The 17,590-nt window shown below is 47.8% G+C and carries 13 protein-coding genes; 4 read left to right on the forward strand and 9 right to left on the reverse strand.

Annotated features, from left to right (window positions below; all coding sequences use genetic code 11):
- Positions 1–253 precede the first annotated feature (253 nt).
- On the forward strand, positions 254–1,975 hold the full coding sequence (locus MKY97_RS27010) for a methyl-accepting chemotaxis protein (RefSeq protein WP_342553217.1): 1,722 nt from the start codon (positions 254–256) through the stop codon (positions 1,973–1,975).
- A 168-nt stretch (positions 1,976–2,143) separates the two neighbouring features.
- Here MKY97_RS27010 and MKY97_RS27015 read toward each other — a convergent pair whose 3' ends face one another.
- Both MKY97_RS27015 and MKY97_RS27020 read right to left on the reverse strand, forming a co-directional pair.
- Positions 2,144–3,097 (reverse strand): nucleoside hydrolase, encoded by a 954-nt coding sequence (locus tag MKY97_RS27015; RefSeq protein WP_342553218.1) that lies wholly within the window; start codon positions 3,095–3,097, stop codon positions 2,144–2,146.
- Positions 3,098–3,366: 269 nt separating this feature from the next.
- Positions 3,367–5,598 carry an MMPL family transporter gene (locus tag MKY97_RS27020; protein WP_342553219.1) on the reverse strand — a complete coding sequence of 744 codons (2,232 nt, stop codon included), beginning with the start codon at positions 5,596–5,598 and terminating at the stop codon, positions 3,367–3,369.
- A gap of 184 nt (positions 5,599–5,782) precedes the next feature.
- Here MKY97_RS27020 and MKY97_RS27025 point away from each other — a divergent pair, with 184 nt between their 5' ends.
- Entirely contained in the window at positions 5,783–6,418 is a 636-nt protein-coding gene (locus tag MKY97_RS27025) for a TetR/AcrR family transcriptional regulator (protein WP_342553220.1), read from the forward strand.
- Between the two features lie 244 nt (positions 6,419–6,662).
- On the opposite strand, the gene MKY97_RS27030 is transcribed toward MKY97_RS27025, so the two are convergent.
- Complete coding sequence (locus MKY97_RS27030) at positions 6,663–7,256, reverse strand: undecaprenyl-diphosphatase (protein ID WP_342553221.1); 594 nt, start codon at positions 7,254–7,256, stop codon at positions 6,663–6,665.
- A 601-nt stretch (positions 7,257–7,857) separates the two neighbouring features.
- Complete coding sequence (locus MKY97_RS27035; protein WP_342553222.1) at positions 7,858–9,336, reverse strand: PLP-dependent aminotransferase family protein; 1,479 nt, start codon at positions 9,334–9,336, stop codon at positions 7,858–7,860.
- A gap of 170 nt (positions 9,337–9,506) precedes the next feature.
- On the opposite strand from MKY97_RS27035, the gene MKY97_RS27040 reads away from it, so the two are divergent.
- Positions 9,507–10,088: a GNAT family protein gene (locus MKY97_RS27040; RefSeq protein ID WP_342553223.1), complete on the forward strand. Its 582-nt coding sequence runs from the start codon at positions 9,507–9,509 to the stop codon at positions 10,086–10,088.
- A gap of 40 nt (positions 10,089–10,128) precedes the next feature.
- On the opposite strand, the gene MKY97_RS27045 is transcribed toward MKY97_RS27040, so the two are convergent.
- Entirely contained in the window at positions 10,129–11,025 is an 897-nt protein-coding gene (locus tag MKY97_RS27045; protein ID WP_342553224.1) for a YegS/Rv2252/BmrU family lipid kinase, read from the reverse strand.
- A gap of 356 nt (positions 11,026–11,381) precedes the next feature.
- On the opposite strand from MKY97_RS27045, the gene MKY97_RS27050 reads away from it, so the two are divergent.
- Positions 11,382–12,005 carry a hypothetical protein gene (locus MKY97_RS27050; RefSeq protein ID WP_342553225.1) on the forward strand — a complete coding sequence of 208 codons (624 nt, stop codon included), beginning with the start codon at positions 11,382–11,384 and terminating at the stop codon, positions 12,003–12,005.
- Between the two features lie 96 nt (positions 12,006–12,101).
- Here MKY97_RS27050 and MKY97_RS27055 read toward each other — a convergent pair whose 3' ends face one another.
- The 4 genes from MKY97_RS27055 to MKY97_RS27070 form a co-directional block, all read right to left on the reverse strand.
- A complete protein-coding gene (locus MKY97_RS27055) occupies positions 12,102–12,782 on the reverse strand; it encodes an MFS transporter (protein WP_342553226.1) in 681 nt (226 codons plus the stop codon).
- 517 nt (positions 12,783–13,299) lie between these two features.
- Positions 13,300–15,180: an ABC transporter ATP-binding protein gene (locus MKY97_RS27060; RefSeq protein WP_342553227.1), complete on the reverse strand. Its 1,881-nt coding sequence runs from the start codon at positions 15,178–15,180 to the stop codon at positions 13,300–13,302.
- A complete protein-coding gene (locus tag MKY97_RS27065) occupies positions 15,177–16,904 on the reverse strand; it encodes an ABC transporter ATP-binding protein (RefSeq protein ID WP_342553228.1) in 1,728 nt (575 codons plus the stop codon). Before MKY97_RS27065 ends, MKY97_RS27060 begins: the two co-directional genes overlap by 4 nt.
- Positions 16,901–17,542: a MarR family transcriptional regulator gene (locus tag MKY97_RS27070; RefSeq protein ID WP_342553229.1), complete on the reverse strand. Its 642-nt coding sequence runs from the start codon at positions 17,540–17,542 to the stop codon at positions 16,901–16,903. The genes MKY97_RS27065 and MKY97_RS27070 overlap by 4 nt, the downstream gene beginning before the upstream one ends.
- Positions 17,543–17,590 lie beyond the last annotated feature (48 nt).

Consider the following 17,590-nt stretch of genomic DNA (forward strand, 5'->3'; position numbering starts at 1 on the left):
CTAATGTTTATCGATCCCCAGGAACCTTATTTGACTAATAATCGGTCTATCTAGATTAAGACAATCTGCAGATTCTTTTTACCGAAAATTACCCCAAATCAATCCAGCCCTGTCTCTAATCCTTTCCCTCTCTTGAGCCGATAAATTCAATTAGAAGTATATACATAAAATGCACGTTAGCTGGTCAATTATTTTTCCTACAGATAGACTACAAAAGATCAAACCGGTTCAACAAAGGGGAGCAATTAGAACGATGAATAGTTTATTTATGCGTATTTTTTTATTTTTTTCCTGTCTGATGCTGGCGGCGGGTGCTATTCTTGGCATCACCATGTACCGTGCGTCAGCCCAATTGGTGGAACAATCCATGGGAATGCAGGCTCAGGCTGTAGCTGAACGGGCCGCCGCCTTAATTGATACTTCACTATATGCTCCGCTAAGTACGGGGAAGGACAAGACCGCGTATTATGACACACTGCGCGAACAGCTTAGTCAGCTGCGAGAGGCCAACGGGCTTAAGTATCTTTACACGATGAGCACAAGGGAAGAGAACGGGAAGGCCGCATACTATTACGTGGTGGATGGAGCTGCTCCCGATACACCCGAGGATGATTTCTCGCCTTACGGCAAAGCAGAGGAAACACTGTACGCTGGTATGCTTCAAGCCTTTGCACAAGATACATCGGTTCGCGGAGAGCTTACTCGGGATGAAGATTACGGGGCTACGATTACCGCTTATGTGCCGATTCATGGAACGGATGGCAAGATGTTAGGTATTGTAGGAGCCGATCTGGACTCTACCGCAGTCTATGAACTCATGGCAAGCAACCGAATCACGATGGTTTGGACAGCGCTGGCGATTGTACTGCTTAGTGTACTGCTGGTGTATATTTTCGCACGTTATCTGACAAGGCCGCTGGTGAAGCTGAAACAGCTCATTACCGAAGTGGGAAAAGGAGACCTCACCGTCAACGTAGAGCTTGGACGCAAAGACGAAATTGGGCAGCTTGCTTCCGAGTTCAAACACTTGGTCACGGATACCCGGCAAGTCATGACAGGTATTCGTCAAAGCTCGGATTCCCTGCTGCATGCTGCGGCAGGTGTGTCTCGTCATTCCCAGGCAACGGCTGAGGCCAGTCAGCGGATTGCAGAGCACACGAATCATACTGCACAAGGGGCTTCCGAACAGGTGGTACGTGCTGGGGAAGTCACGGTTGCCATGGAAGAGATTACACGCAGTATGCAGCATATTGCTCATTCTTCATCCAAGGTTGCCGACGTGTCGCAGCAGACAACAAACGATGCCCTTCAGGGACAAGCCAAGCTGGATACAGCCATTCGCAGCATGGACGAGATTTATCAGGCCAACGTGCAGATGGCGGCATCAACGACACAGCTAACGGATTACTCCAGCCAGATCGAATCCGTCGCTCATTTGATGAAAAATATTGCTTCCCAGACAAACCTGCTTGCACTGAATGCCAGTATCGAAGCTGCCCGTGCAGGTGAACATGGCAGTGGTTTTGCTGTAGTTGCCTCCGAGGTGCGCAAGCTCGCAGGGGAATCCGAACAATCCTCACAGCACGTATCCGAGCTGATTACGGAGATGACACGTCAGACCTCTTTGCTTGCAGAACATATGTCGGCAAGCACTACAGCAGTGCAATCCGGTCTGACTGTCGTGCAGGAGGCAGGTCAATCTTTCTCTTCCATTCATGGCGGCATTGAAACGATTAACGAGCGGCTGCATGAAGTGTCCGCAGCTTCCGAACAGCTATCAGCAAGTTCAGAGGAAGTGTCGGCATCCATTGAAAACATGGAACATATCTCGCGAGAATCCTCATCCAGCATCCAGAAAGTATCTCAGGCTGCCGAAACGCAGCTGCAATCCATGGGTGAGATCAGTGACTCCGCCGAGTCGCTGCGTGTTCTATCCAGTGAACTGAATGGCCTGATCAGCCGATTTAAAATCTAGAACAAAAAGCCGCATGGCCTGCATTCCAGTGATCGGGGTTTCCTCGATCATCGGAACACAGCCTGCGGCTTTCTTTAGCTCTTACCTTTATAGGATGCGCATCATTGATACGTATCCTATAAAGGCCTTTTTATCTTAAATGAAGGTCAGCCGCGGGGCTGCCGATCATTAGTAGCGCTGCGGAGCAGCCTTTTTGCCCAAATCTGTCATGTATGTGAAGAACGCATCCGGGTCTGTATCATAGACCAGCTGTACCGGACGTCCGTCTGCCTGCTCCACCGTGCGGCCTTGGCTTGGACCATCTGGGATGACGATGCAGTTCACGGTTTTTTTCTTCACAATGTCCTCGCGGCCTACGGAAGCCGTAGTCAGCACATCCCACAGATAATAGGTGGAATTCGTTTCACTGTAAACCAGTGGCGGACAGCCTGCATAACAGTTCCCTAGGAAATCCACGCCTTCGAAGCGGCGTTCTGCTGCCCAGCGGTTACGGACTGCAGGTGTAAGAGGTACTTTGTTCGTGCTCTCCAGAGCAACCAGATCAATCTGGATGCCGCTCTGCCACACGCGATAGGCTGCTTCCGGGTCCCAGAATACGTTCCATTCCGCAGTACCGTCATGCTCCGGCTCTTCTACGTTTCCACGTTCGAATGTACCGCCCATCCATACCAGCTTGTCGATCTTCTCTTCAATGTCCGGTGCTTCGTCCAGCGCACGTGCGAGGTCTGTCAGCGGACCGGTGAACAGAAGCAGCGTTTTCCCTTCGGTGCTGCGTACTTTCTCAATCAGATGCTGATGTGCTGGTACAGCCGAGAGCGGCGCTTCCATTTTGCCTGATTCATTCAGAATCGGCAGTGCATCTACATAGAATGAGTGCAGTCTCCACGCTGGCGGGAACGGGTTTTTGCCTCTGGAATTGGATTTGGATACTTCAATGGAATACGTCCCAAAACGATCGATAATTTTACGGCTCGCATCAGTTGCCGGCTCCAAATATCCGTCTGCCGGAATAACCGATACACCGGTTACATGTACATTGTCCATTTGCAGAAGCATAAACAGCGATACGAGATCATCTACGCCGCCGTCATGATTGAAATACACATTCAGTTTGTTCGTCATGCTTGCTTTCATCCTTCCTCTGGTTACCCCATTGATGTGAACTTGTCCGTCCGCCCAAGGCCGACGCTTCCTCTATTATGTCCCATAACCCTTAGCCGAGTAAACCTTCCGCACCCAAAGAACCCCGTCCCTACAGCATTTTCTGCGCATTTTTACCAGCTTATCCATTCCATCTCAGACAGACAAACCTCAATGCTCTCGCCTCTGGTAAAAAAGAAAGATGGACCACGGGCATGAAGCCCCGCCGTCCATCTGTCCCTCTCCATAGTTTACAGGGATCGGGTTGGTTTCTTTTCTTGCTTTTCCGCAATCGGCATATACTTGCCTGGCCAGAAAGCCCATTTGCCCAGCAGCGCTGTAATCGCTGGAACCATGAACGGACGAACCAGGAACGTATCAAGCATAACACCTACGGCGGTGATAATCCCGAACTGCACCAGCACCTGGATTGGCAGGGTGGCCAGAACGGCGAACGTGCCTGCCAGGATCAGACCCGCAGAGGTAATAACCGAACCCGTCTCGCCTACACCTTCCTTAATAGCCTGACGCAGCGGCATCGTTTTGCGTTTCTGCCAGATGCTTGAGATCATGAAGATGTTATAATCCTCGCCGAGTGCCACGAGGAAGACAAAGGAGTACAGCGGGATCGCTCCCTGAATCGCCTCTGCGCCAAGACCATAGTGGATGATAATCCACCCCAGGCCGAGTGCGGAGAAATACGACAGGACTACAGTCGCAATCAGGTATGCTGTCGCAACAATCGAACGCAGATAGAGCAGCAGCAGCAGCGTAATCATACCGATAACGACTGGAATAATAATCTTCGCATCGCGCTCTCCAGCGACTTCGATATCATATTGTTCAGCCGTCTGTCCATCAATCCAGACTTGCTGATCCACGTTGGCAACCCCGGCATCTTTCAATGCCGATTCCGCCGCATCGCGCAGGTCTGGAATATGCTGCATCGCTTCAATGGAGTATGGATTGAGATTGAACTCTACGTCATACGCCGTAATGTTGGCATTCTCCGCGCCTTGCTGCGCGTCACCCACCTTGCTGATATAATCCAGTGATTCGAGACGCTGCTTCAGATCTGTCTCTTTGCCCCCGGCATCCACGATCACTTTAACTGGAGCGAGCTCTCCTTGGGAAAATTGCTCCCCAATAACCTTGAAGCCTTCACGCGAAGGTACATTTTCCGGGAAGGAAGATAACAAGTCGTACGTAAATTTCACTTGTGTTGAAAAAGCAGCCAGTCCACCGAGCAGCACTACCGTAATCGCCAGAACCGTCCAAGGTTTAGTCGTTACGATGCGTCCGATCCAGCTTTCACGGACTTTACGCGGAGACGGAGCCGGTTTGCCTTTTTTCTTCGCCCGCTCCACTTCCATCTCGTGAGTACGTGGAACGAACGGATAGAACGATCCCCGCCCGAAGATGGCAAGCAGCGCCGGAACGAGCGTGAGACTTGCTATAAACATGATGAAGATGGACAAACTGAATGGTACGGCAAAACGATGATATGCACCATACTCAGCCAGCAGCAGCACGAGCAAAGCGGCAACGACCGTAAATCCACTCATCGCAATCGCGCCGGATGAACCGGTGATCGCTTGGAAAATAGCTTTCTTTTTATCCTGCTCATGATACAGAATTTGACGGTATCTGGAGATCATGAACAGACAGTAGTCCGTACCTGCTCCAAAGAGCAATACGGTCATGATCGAGATGGACTGTGCATCCACCGTGATCCAGCCCTGATCTGCCATAAATCCGAGAATCGGACTGGTCACCATATAGGCAAAGCCTACTGCGATAATTGGGATAATCGCCAAAACTGGCGAGCGATAGATCAGCAGCAGCAGGACAAGCACAAGCACTACAGTTGCAATTAACAGAGATACATCGGCTGAAGAGAACAATCCGGTAGCATCAATGGAAATTCCAACGGGTCCCGTTACCCGGGCAATCAGCTTGCTGTCGTTGTCGATCGCCGTTTCAAATGGATTCATGCCAAAGATCGCTTTGGTTTTTTCCTCTAACCCTTCAATGCCTGCCTTCAGCTGCTCTGCATCGGCATCTTTATTAAAAAATAGCGGCATGACGATGGTGCTTCCGTCTTCCGAAAGCTGCCCTTTAATCGCCTGCGGCGGCAGCTGATACAGCGGCACAACGGACTGCTGCTGCTCCACCGGGTCTTGATCAAGACGCTCTGTCAACGCTTGAATTTGCTGTATCTGATCATCCGTAAGGCCGGTGGAACTGCGCCAGACGATTAGTGCTGGCAGTCCCTCACCGCCGGGGAATTCTTTTTTCGCCAGAGCAGCGGCCTGAACGGATGGTTTGGAATCACTCAGGTCCTGTGCGTTGTTGGTCTCACGTTGATTTACTGCCGGCCACACCATACCAAGCACAACCGCAATGATAATCCATACGAGCAGCGTGACCCATTTACTTCGTTTGCCCGCTACAAAGCGGCTATAACCTGAACCTTCCTGCATGGTCTATTCATCTCCCTAGTTTTGTTAATCAAAACAGCTTTGAAATTAATGTCATGGTATAGAAATGAACCATGAGTCATAATATAATCGAGTTAATTATACTTACCGGAAGGTTAATTATGCAATCCCTAATTTTATGAAATGCTGCAATACGTTATTTTATCCGTAAATGAGGTCGAACATCATGAACAAAAAGCCAAAAAAAACAGCAGGCCCAACGCGTGCACCAGGCAGACCCAAGGCAGGCACCGATCAGGCTTCCGCCTACACCAACATCTTAATGACAGCCTCACGGCTGTTTATGGAATACGGATACGAAGCTGTTTCTCTTCAACAGATCGCTTCGTTATGCCACGTTACCAAAGCGTCCATCTATTATCATTTTTCCAGCAAACCGGAACTATTCACCGCAGCCATTACCCGTATGATGGACATGGGCATGCAGCAGACAACCCTGCGTTTGGGCGAACAAGGCACACTGCATGAACGGCTGGTCAACGTGGCGGCTGCCAAGATGCAGCGTTCTCATGTCGATACCGAAACGATGATGCGCGAAGCCAATGTATACTTGAATGCTGAGCAGCTTGCCAAGATTCGAGATGCAGAGAATCGCATCTTTGATGTACTGGCTGCTCACCTCCAGCAGGAGATGGATCACGGATATTTGCGAAAGGCCAATCCTCTGCTGCTCGCTCAGGCGTTTACCTCCCTGCTCATGCTTGCCAACCGTGAGGATGTACGCAATATGAAGGAAACAATTGAGGAGTTAGCTCAGGATTTGGTGAGATTGTTCTTGAATGGAGCAGTTAAAAAAAGCTAGATTGTACGGCTATGATGAAATATGGATGCCTTCAATAAAACAAATTTTCTCTTTTTACATGTTCTATTGCTGTCGAGTCCAAAAAAAGCAGTGGCGAATCCGGAATCTCAGTTCCAGACTTGCCACTGCTTTGGTAATGTATAACCTGCCTGCAGCTTAACATGAATTAGATATGCATGCAATTAGCTAGACGTATGTCAGCAAATATATACAGCATACGGCTTATCAACGCACTACTGAAATTTTACATACTTCCAGACTTATGACGAGTCGGTAAGATACGCTGCTCCATTTTTTCATATAAAGCCAGAGATCTTCCGATTATTCCAACCTTAGGGGCCAGCCAGTACATAAACCATGCTGATCCGATACCAATTAACGCCCCTACTATGATATCGATTGGATAATGCACACCAACCCAAACGCGGGAGATTGCACCGCAGATTGCGAGTAACAACCAGAGCCATCCTTCTTTTTTTCGAACCAGCCAGAAAGAGAACGCAACGGAGAAAAACAAAATGGTATGATCACTAGGAAAAGAATTATCTATACTGCGATCGATCAGTTTGTTAACATTCGGCAGTACCGCAAACGGCTGATAATGCTCATACAATAAGCCCATCGTTTTCCCTATGATCTCCGCCATAATAAAAGCAAGGCCTGCCTGAATGACCATCATTCGATGCTGCATGCTGCGGGTAAACCAATAAATCAGCATGGCCAGTGCAAGCAGATACATCATATATTCTGCTGCAATAACAGCAGCCGGATTCAGAAAAGGAAATTGTCGGCCTAAGCCGTTAATGGCCCGAAAAATATCAATATCTAGTTGGAACAAAAAGTCCACCTCCATCTGAAATGAATTACTGAATGCATGATAAATGAAGCTCACCTTGATTAATCTATGGTGAGATGAATAAGGCACATTTCCGAAGCGCTCTTAACGCCACCACATCGTGAATGCACAACACCCCTTTTCATCCATATAAAATACTAAATTCAAATATTTTCCACATAAAACAAAAAAATAAAATGCCATGAGAAGCTGATAGATCTCCCTGCATTGAAGATCTGAATCAGTCTCCCAAGCCAAAACGATTAGAACAGCTATCGTTCCTTACCTTAGTGCGTGTTAAGTGACGGCATTTCCAATCTTTCTTGTTTCTCAACTACCAGTATACGGCCGTTAAAAGAACGTACCAATCGATCAAACTTACATCTACCTTACAATTTTGTAAGGTTAGTAATTATATGTAATTAAACCCTTCCTCTGGTGAACAAATTAACATTGAAATTAATCTAAAGATAAGGCAAATAGGCTGCACACTTCTCAGAAGGCACAGCCTTTTCTTTTACTCTCATGCACTGCAGCTCATATGTAAATCCTGAATATAACTGTACCCTCAATCATTTATCGGCATCTAATCATACGTAAATTTTCAACTTTTCCATGCACTTGCCAGCGCTGCAATACCCGGCTCAATTTTTTCCAGCTCGATGCCAGCAAATCCAATGATGAACTCTCGTTTACCGTCAGCAGGGAGACTTTCGTTTGCCCATAGGTATTCCGCCGAGGCCACTCGTACACCTGCCTCTAACGCCGCATCCACCATATTCTGGGCTGGATTCGGATGGGTCAACCGCAATACCAGATGAAAACCTGCATGTTCACCCCGGATTTCAAATCCAGGCCAATCGCCAAAATGCAGCTGCATAGCCTGCACTGTCAGATCGTGTTTGCGTTTATACAAATGACGCATTTTACGAATATGTTTACCGAGTTCTCCATCACGAAGGAATAATTCCAGCACCCGCTGATGCAGACGAGAAGCTGACTGCTCAAATAGGACGTTTCTATATACCTCGTGAAAATGCGGGAGAAGTTCCTTCGGTAATACCATATAGTGTACGCAGAAGGCGGGTGCAAGCACCTGAGAGAATCCTCCCATATAGATCACGGGTGCTTTCTCCCGCAACCCCTGCATAGAAGGAATCGGGCGCCCGGAATACCTGAACTCTCCGTCATAATCATCCTCAATAAGGTATGCTTCGGAGCGTTCTGCCCAATCCAACAAGGCAAGTCTGCGGCTGATTGGCATGGTCATGCCCATAGGAAACTGATGTGATGGTGACACACCGGCCAGCGACACTGCTGCATGATCCAGCTCATTCAGATTCATCCCGTCGTTATCCAGCGAAACAGGGATAATCTCATATCCGTAATTGCGAAATGTACCGGGCAGCAGCCGGTATCCCGGATTCTCTACAGCGATGGATTTACGACTTCCCTTGTACAGCATTGTCTGTGCGAGCAGTGACATCAGCAGATGCTGTTCCGCACCGATTACAATCTGCTCCGGTATACATCGAACACCTCTGAACTGTCCCAAATAGTCTGCAATCTCTCTCCTTAATCCCTGCTCCCCCTGAGGATCTCCGTAAAATAACAAATTCTTGGCTTCTTCACGCCATACCCGGTTTGCATACTGCTGCCATTTCACGTCTGGAAACAGCCCGAAGTCATTGCGTGACATATGAAAATCATAGGAAACCAACGCTGCAGGGCGCAAGCCCTGTAAATCTGGTGATGATGCCAAGGCATTCTCTTCCTTTTGCTTCTTGGTTGAGATGTCGGTATCAGATCTCCCCAGCCATATATCGTGATAACCTTCAACCACAGCACGCACACGATAACCCCGGCGCGGCTCGCTGTAGACGTAGCCCTCTGCAATAAGCTGCTGATATGCCCATTCCACAGGTGTTGTGCTGATGTCCAGCATTTCTGACAGTTTGCGAACGGAAGGCAGGCGGCTGTGTTCCACAAGCGCCCCGCAGAAAATTTCCCTTTTAATATGATCCGATAATTGAACATAAATAGGTGTACTATCCTGCTCATCAAGTTTTGGCAGCTGCATCATCGCTTCTTCACTCCATCTGTCCTGCTGAATTCGTAAAAACTGTATATTTTGAAGTATACAGTATCCGGATATACTTATGTCATCATCAATATATCCAAACAGTATAAGAGCGGAATGCCGAAGTGATCGCATCCGTCCAAGCCTGTTTGAATATGACAGGAGGAAGAAACATGTCATACCCTACACCTACGAATCGTACCGCCAAACTCATGCAGACTGAACGTATATATCTGCGTCCATTCGATATAACCGATGTGGATGCTTATTATCCAAGCCTGTTTGAGCCCGAAATGCGCAAACTAACAGGGACTCAAGCAAGCTTTATCCGTTCTCAGGTTGAAAAGTATGTGGAGAATTTAGCTCAGGACGACTCGCGACTGAACCTGCTTATCGCATTACAAAGCACAGACGAAATTATCGGGGATGTCGCCCTGATGGACATGCACGCCAAAAATCGCAGTGCACACATTCGCATTGCTATCGATCAGCCAGCACACCAAGGTAAGGGATATGGTAGTGAAGCGCTGCTGCTTATGCTCGATTACGGGTTCGGCATCGCCAATCTGCATCGGATTGAGCTGGATGTCTTTGCTTTTAACGAACGCGCCATTCGCACGTATGAAAAGCTCGGCTTCCAGCGTGAAGGCGTGAAGAGGGACATGTTGTACTACGATCACCAGTACCATGACGCCATTCTGATGAGCATCCTCGAAGATGAATTCAGGGAAAAACATCTGAAAACAGACAGATAAAGTGAAGCTGACCTTTCTTATAAAAATAAATCGGAGCAGACTATTCTCCTGCCCCGATCAGAAAATGCAGATGACCCGCCAGCACCGACAGCTCGGCGGGTGTTTGCATGTACAGCTCGCCATCCGTGTCCGCCGGCATGGGTGCATCCGTTTTTATTTGAAGTGCAGCTGCCTTGAAGTAGGAGATACTCTCGTTTCGAGGCTGCCACTCCCCCTCCGGTTTATGAGAAAGTACCTCTCGCATTAGCGGAATACCTGTCTCATGGATAATGAGCACATCAAGCTTACCGTCCTGCAGTGCATCTGGAGCAAAAGGGAGCGCATTTGTCCCCAGAAAACGCCCATTAGCCGCGTATATCATCACTGCTTCACCTTCCATCCACTCCCCGTCTACCTCTAACTCGTAATGAAACGGCTCAGATCGACTGATGGTCTGCAGCGTGCTGATGAAGTAGCTGACTTTGCCCAGTGCACCTTTCAAATTCTCATTAATGTTCTGTGATGTATCACTGATCAAACCGATCCCGAAGAAATTGGTAAATACCCGGTTATCTGCCCGTCCCACATCCACTGCAGCAGCCCGCCCTGTCAGAAGCTGCTGAGCAGCTGTCTCTACATCTGGAGATAAGCCTAGTGAACGCGCAAAATCATTACATGTACCGCCTGGAAGTATCCCGATCTGTGGAGGATGCTGCAGGGAAGCCAGCCCGTTCACACACTCATGCACCGTACCGTCACCACCCAGAATAAACACAACCTCAAACTCTTCACCGCGTTCCCGGCACAGCTTCTCCCCTTCACCCGGTTCATCTGTTCGAACAACGACCAATTCACGAATGGCTGGAGCCAGTACGCCTGTCACCAGACCTACTGCATTTTCCCGGTTCGCTTTACCTGCATGAAGATGATGAATTAACAAAGCTTTCTTCCATTCCATGCTGCTCTTCCTCCATTCCAATGCTTGTTTCCCTTTACCCAAAATGCTTGGAAGAATAAACAAAATCAGGGCTTCACGATCAGATGCCTGTTTCACAGCCGAACCTGAGAAGGTAGAGTTCGATTAAGATACTTTTTTATGCGGATAACGCACCATTTTTGTTTCCTCTTGCGTAGTATCTGATGACTCTATAATTCACCATTCTCCACAGCCATAACCTGCTTCAAACAAATGTATGCATGAGAAAAATCGTTCCTCCGCAACCTATACAATATAGGTGAGTACTTCGTGGGAGCAGCCCATTCAATCCGCTTCGGATTGGTTAAATGTACACTATACGAATGGAGGAATTCCCTATGATTCCAGCGACATTGGAACAATTAGAACAAGTCCGCAAAGAATGCCGTACCATGGTTCGCAAAAGAGCCACTGCTTCAGCCGGGTCCACCCTTGTGCCCCTTCCCGGTACAGACGTCTTAGCTGACGTGGGCATGCTGATGCAGCTTTTACCTGCGATTAACAATAAATTTGGATTGTCGCAGAAACAGCTCGACGGTATGGACCCTGAGACCAAGTCTATGATCTACGGATTTGTCATGTCGATCGGAAGTAAAATCATCGGCCGTATGGTCACGAAGGAATTGGTCGTACAGGTGCTCAAACGAGTGGGTGTGCGCGTTGCAGCCAAATCGGTTGCCAAATTTGTACCGTTTGCGGGCCAAGGCCTTGCCGCAGCCCTCAGCTTCACCGCCATGCGGTATGTCGGCAGCAAACACATTGATGACTGTTATGAGGTGGTCAAACGAATGATTGAGCAGCGTGATGGGCTGCCAGGCGAACCAGCTCAGGCAGTACTGGAAAATGCGGATTTCAAACTTGATTCCATGGATCAATTGAAAGAGAAGTCTCAGGATAAAATGGAGCTTGAGGATGAATCTGCAGGTAAGACTGAAGATAAATCTGAGGATACGATGCTGTAAATACCGTCTGGTTCTAATGTGTAACATTTAAACGGGCAGAAGAGGCCAAAATGCCTTTCGTCCCGTTTAAATGTTATTTTCTAACTGTAGACAGAGCTACTGGCTAACTGTATTAAGATTGACCATATCACTGCTTCTTAATTTTAAAAGAGGTAAAGCCGTCAATGCAGATAGTATAATCAAAATTCCCGCCCAAAATCCTACCTGTTGGGCAGGGAAATATTTCAGTAATACACCAGTTCCAACCATAGATAAAGCCATCATAACGTTGGAAGTTGTTTCACTTAGAGCAAATGCTCTTCCCAACACCTGCTCAGGTACTGTTCTCATGATAAGAGTGGTGTATGAAGCATTCCCAATGCCTGCCCCAAGTGTAGCAATTGAGATTAAGGCAGCTCCGATCCAAAGATTGGAAGATTGACTCATTAATGCATGAGATAACCCTTCAATTACGGATGATAAGATCACTATTTGAATCATCCATTTTCTAAAGTAACTAGCTATGAATCCGCTGATTAGAAATCCAAAACCCAAAGCACCATATAAGATCCCTACTCCTGTATTTCCCTCCTGATACACTTGATAACCGTAAACACTTATAAGGATATTGATAGCTCCTCCACCTATTGGCCAAAATATAGCTTGAAGAGCAATAACCTTCAGCATAAGTGATCTTCTAAATTCTTTCCACAAGGTTGTTTCTTGCTCGGGATTTCCCACTGTATCTTGATATTCATTACTGGCCGGTATATCAACACTCTTTCTGTCATAAGACATGGTAGAAAAGGGTTTTAAATCTTTAACTAAATCGTGTTCTAATAGGCTTCCAATACTCCTCTAAGGCTGAAAGTATAACCGAATTCTCCTCATTTAGCGCTAGAAAATTTGGAAATAAAATCTTAAGAATATATTTTTCCATATGAATACATTTAAGTCAACACTTGATGTATAAATTCATTATTTTGTAGTACACAGTAAACATAATCTCCCACACTTGCAGCACAGGTGAAATTCTAGGAAGTTGACTTTATGGTGACGAAAGGAAAGGACACACTTTCAAGGTGTAATTGAAGGGATATAAAAAGGGGATAATTACCCAAGAATAGGGATTGGTAAGAAGAAGAAAGGAGAGGACAAAGAAGGTTAGTGATATTAATAAACTGTGTGAATTGTATGCAGATTCCTCACAGCACAACGAAATAAAAAACCAACGCCAGTAACTGTACCGACGTCAGTTTGAGAACTATCATTGTTTTAGACACTTCTACTTTATAAACATGACTAAATATTACCCTTAGATCGCCTGCGGCTGCTGCTCTGAAAACTGGCTGTTGTACAGATCGGCATAGAAGCCCTGCTTTGCCATCAGCTCATCATGGCTGCCCTGCTCAATCACGTTACCGTGATCCATCACAAGGATCAGATCGGCGCCGCGAATGGTGGACAGACGGTGGGCAATGACAAAACTCGTACGGTTTTTCATCAGTTCATTCATCGCTTTCTGGATAAAGACCTCGGTTCGCGTATCCACACTGCTGGTTGCTTCATCCAGAATGAGGATAGACGGGTTCGCTAGAATCGCTCTCGCAATCGTCAGCAGCTGCTTCTGGCCTTGTGAGATATTGGACGCCTCTTCGTTCAGCACCGTATCGTAGCCATCCGGCAGTGTGCGAATGAAATGATCAGCATGGGCAGCCACAGCAGCTTTGACCACCTCTTCTTCCGATGCACCTTCCCGTCCATAAGCGATATTATCCCGAATTGTACCGTTAAACAGCCACGTATCCTGAAGCACCATACCAAACATGCTGCGCAGATTACCGCGTGACATGTCCTTAATATCAATGCCGTCAATGGTAATCCGGCCGCGCTGAAGTTCGTAGAACCGCATCAGCAGGTTAATCAACGTCGTTTTACCAGCACCTGTCGGACCGACAATTGCGACGGTCTGCCCTGGTGCGACGTCAATATTCATATTGTGAATGAGCAGTTCATTTTCCTTATAACCAAAATCTACTGCTTCAAAAGCAACTGCACCTGCCGGGTGACGCAGCACCGCAGGTTGTTTCGACTCCGGAACTTCCTCTTCCTCATCCAGCAGCTCGAATACCCGCTCTGCCGAGGCAATTGTCGACTGAATAATATTGGAGATGTTAGCAATCTGATTAATAGGCTGTGTGAATTGACGTGAATACTGCGTGAAGGCCAAGATATCCCCGATGGAGATCGAGCCCCGTGTAACAAAAATCCCGCCGACTACGCAGATCAGCACATAACCCAAGTTTCCGACAAAGTTCATTAGAGGCATAATAATCCCTGAGATAAACTGTGCTTTCCAACCCGATGCATACAGCTCCTCATTCACTTTCTCAAACTGCTGTACGGATTGTTCTTCACGTCCAAATGCTTTGACCACTTTGTGGCCTGTATACATCTCTTCTACGTGACCGTTCAGTTCACCAAGCGATTTCTGCTGCCCAGCAAAATGTTTCTGCGAACGGGAAGCCACCAGCATAACCACCACAACACTAAGCGGCAGGGTCAGAAGCGTGATAAGAGTCATCCATGGACTAATCGTCAGCATCATAATGATGACACCAACAATCGTTACTACTGACGTAATAAACTGAGCCAAACTCTGCTGCAGCGTATTACTGATATTGTCCACGTCATTGGTTGCACGGCTAAGCGTCTCACCATGCGTACGGGAGTCAAAATATTTTAGCGGCAGACGCCCAACCTTGGCACTGACCTGCTCCCGCATATCGTAGACAACCCGCTGGGCTACACCAGCCATCAGATATTGCTGTACATATGCAAAAGCTGCACTGAACAGATACAATCCAAGCAGAAGGTACAATACTCTCATCAAAGCAGGGAAATCAATTCCCGCCCCCTGCACACCCTGCATAATAGCAATAGCTCCATGGGCAAGAATATCGGTACCCTCAGCCATAACCTTCGGACTAATAATGCCGAACACCGTACTTAAAATGGCAGCAATCAGGACACCGATCAAACGGGAACTGTGCGGCCGAAGATACTTAATCAGGCGGCGCAGCGTACCTTTAAAATCCTTCGCTTTCTCTGCTGGAGGCCGCATGCCCATTCCGCCACCAGGGTGACCCGGCCCGCGCGGAGCACTTGCTTTGCGTTCTGCTGCACGTTCACTCATGCGATCTCCTCCTCAGTCAGCTGGGAGGATACAATCTCGCGGTACACTTCATTGTTCTCCAGCAGCTCTTTATGTGTTCCCGACCCGACAATTCGGCCTTCATCCATGACGAGGATACGATCCGCATCCATAACCGTGCTCACCCGCTGAGCTACGATCAGCACCGCCGCTTCCGTCGTTTCCGATTTGAGTGCAGCTCGCAGTTTGGCATCCGTTTTAAAATCAAGGGCCGAGAAACTGTCATCGAAAATATAAATGTCCGGACGGCGAATCAGTGCCCGTGCAATGGACAACCGCTGTTTTTGTCCACCGGATACGTTATTCCCGCCTTGTGCAATCAGGCTGTCATAGCCATCTTTCATCTCGGAGATAAAGTTCTCTGCCTGTGCTGTACGCGCTGCATGCATGACTTCATCCATGCTTGCATCATCTTTACCATGGCGAATATTCTCTGCAATTGTTCCAGTAAACAGGACTGCTTTTTGTGGGACGAACCCGATTTTGGACCGCAGTTCTTCCTGTCTAAGCTCCCGCACATCCGTTCCGTTCACACGCACACTACCCTCGGTCACATCATAGAAACGCGGAATGAGGCTCAGCAGCGTTGTCTTACCGGAGCCCGTACCGCCAATAATCGCTGTCGTTTCACCCGAACGAGCCGTGAACGAGATATCGGATAGGGCAGCATTCTCTGCACCCGGATAACGGAAAGTGACATGATCAAACTCGATCATTCCCTGCATGGATTTCATCGTGCGAGCCTGTGCAGGGTCGGACAGATCCGGCTGCATATCGAGCACTTCATTTATCCGTTCTGCCGAAGCTGACGCTCTTGGAATCATCACAAAAATCATGGATACCATAATCAGTGAGAACATGATCTGCATGGCATACTGCACAAAGGCAATCAGCGAACCAATATTCATATGACCGCTATCAATGCGCAGACCACCGAAGTACAGAATCGCAATCATCGAAAAGTTCATGACCACCATCATTACAGGCATAACTGTAGCCATTAGGACATTGACCTTGATTGATGCATCTCTTAATTCCGTATTTGCCCCGTTAAAGCGAACACGCTCATGTTCGCCCCGGTTAAAAGAACGAACAACCCGGATACCCGTCAGCTGTTCGCGAAGCACGAGGTTAAGCCGGTCCAGCCTTTTCTGAATCTGCTTGAACAGCGGGAATCCTTTGGAACCGATCAAAGCGATGGCTCCCGCAAGTACGGGCAGCACGACCAGAAAGATGGTGGACAGCTTCGCATCCTGGGAAACGGCCATGAAAATCCCCCCGATACACATCATCGGAGCCATAATCATCATGCGCAGCATCATCGTTAATACGTTCTGAACCTGTGTAATATCGTTCGTTGTACGAGTAATCAGTGAGGCTGTGCCCAGCTTGTCGAATTCCTGCAGCGAGAAATTCTCGACATGCCGGAACACTCTGCTGCGTAGCTGCTTGGCGAATCCACCCGCTGTGCGGGAAGACAGGTAACTTGCAATAATGGAACATGCGGTTCCACCGATAGCAATCAGCAGCATGAAACCGCCGATTTTCCAGATATAAGGTACATCACCTTTGACGATACCTAGGTTCACGATATCTGCCATTAACGTAGGCAGATACAGCTCGGCCATCGTTTGCAGAAATATAAGCGCCAAAATAAAAAAAATCGGGATTCGATATGGCTTAAGCATGCGAAACAATTTCATCATGGCGTATCATCTCCTTGTTTGGCTGCTCCTTGTTCGGGTATTTCGTTGTCCTGTGTATTTGCTTGATTCTCTTGTGCATCCGGCTGGTGATCTTGTCCAGCTGTCGCATTTGGGTCTTCAGATGCTTCGTTCTGTCCCGAAAGTTGTGTATCAAAGAAAGTGTATACTTTGCTGAGCAGTGCAGCCAGCTGCAGGCTGTCCTCTTCGCCCAGATGTTCAACCAGCCTGTTAAAGGTTGTCATCCGTTCTTCATGCGCGGCACGGATAATTGCACGTCCTGCATCCGTAATTGTAATCCGCACTGCTCGCCGATCCTCGGGGTCCATCGTGCGCTCAACCAGACCTTCATCCTCAAGGCCGCGAATAACAGGCGTAATGGTCGGTGATTTTACCCGCATTAATGCGCTGATCTCCGATACTTTCAATCCTGGATGTTCCTGATTTAAATGGCTCTCAAAATCGGGTGGATTATCCCGCCAATCCATACGTTCACCCGGATGTGAACCGTGAAGCAGACAGGCCAGTACCATAATTTCATTGTGATTGCGTCCGGACGGTTTATGCTGTCTCCATTTGCCCTTGTTAAACTGCATGATGGAGTATAAAAGCTTCTGGGCTACCGGATCTATACCAGTCATCTTATCGTCCTCCTTTATCAGAACTTCGGTGTCCTGAAAATAATCATA

The sequence above is a fragment of the Paenibacillus sp. FSL R7-0652 genome (assembly GCF_038595045.1).
Classification (GTDB): domain Bacteria; phylum Bacillota; class Bacilli; order Paenibacillales; family Paenibacillaceae; genus Paenibacillus.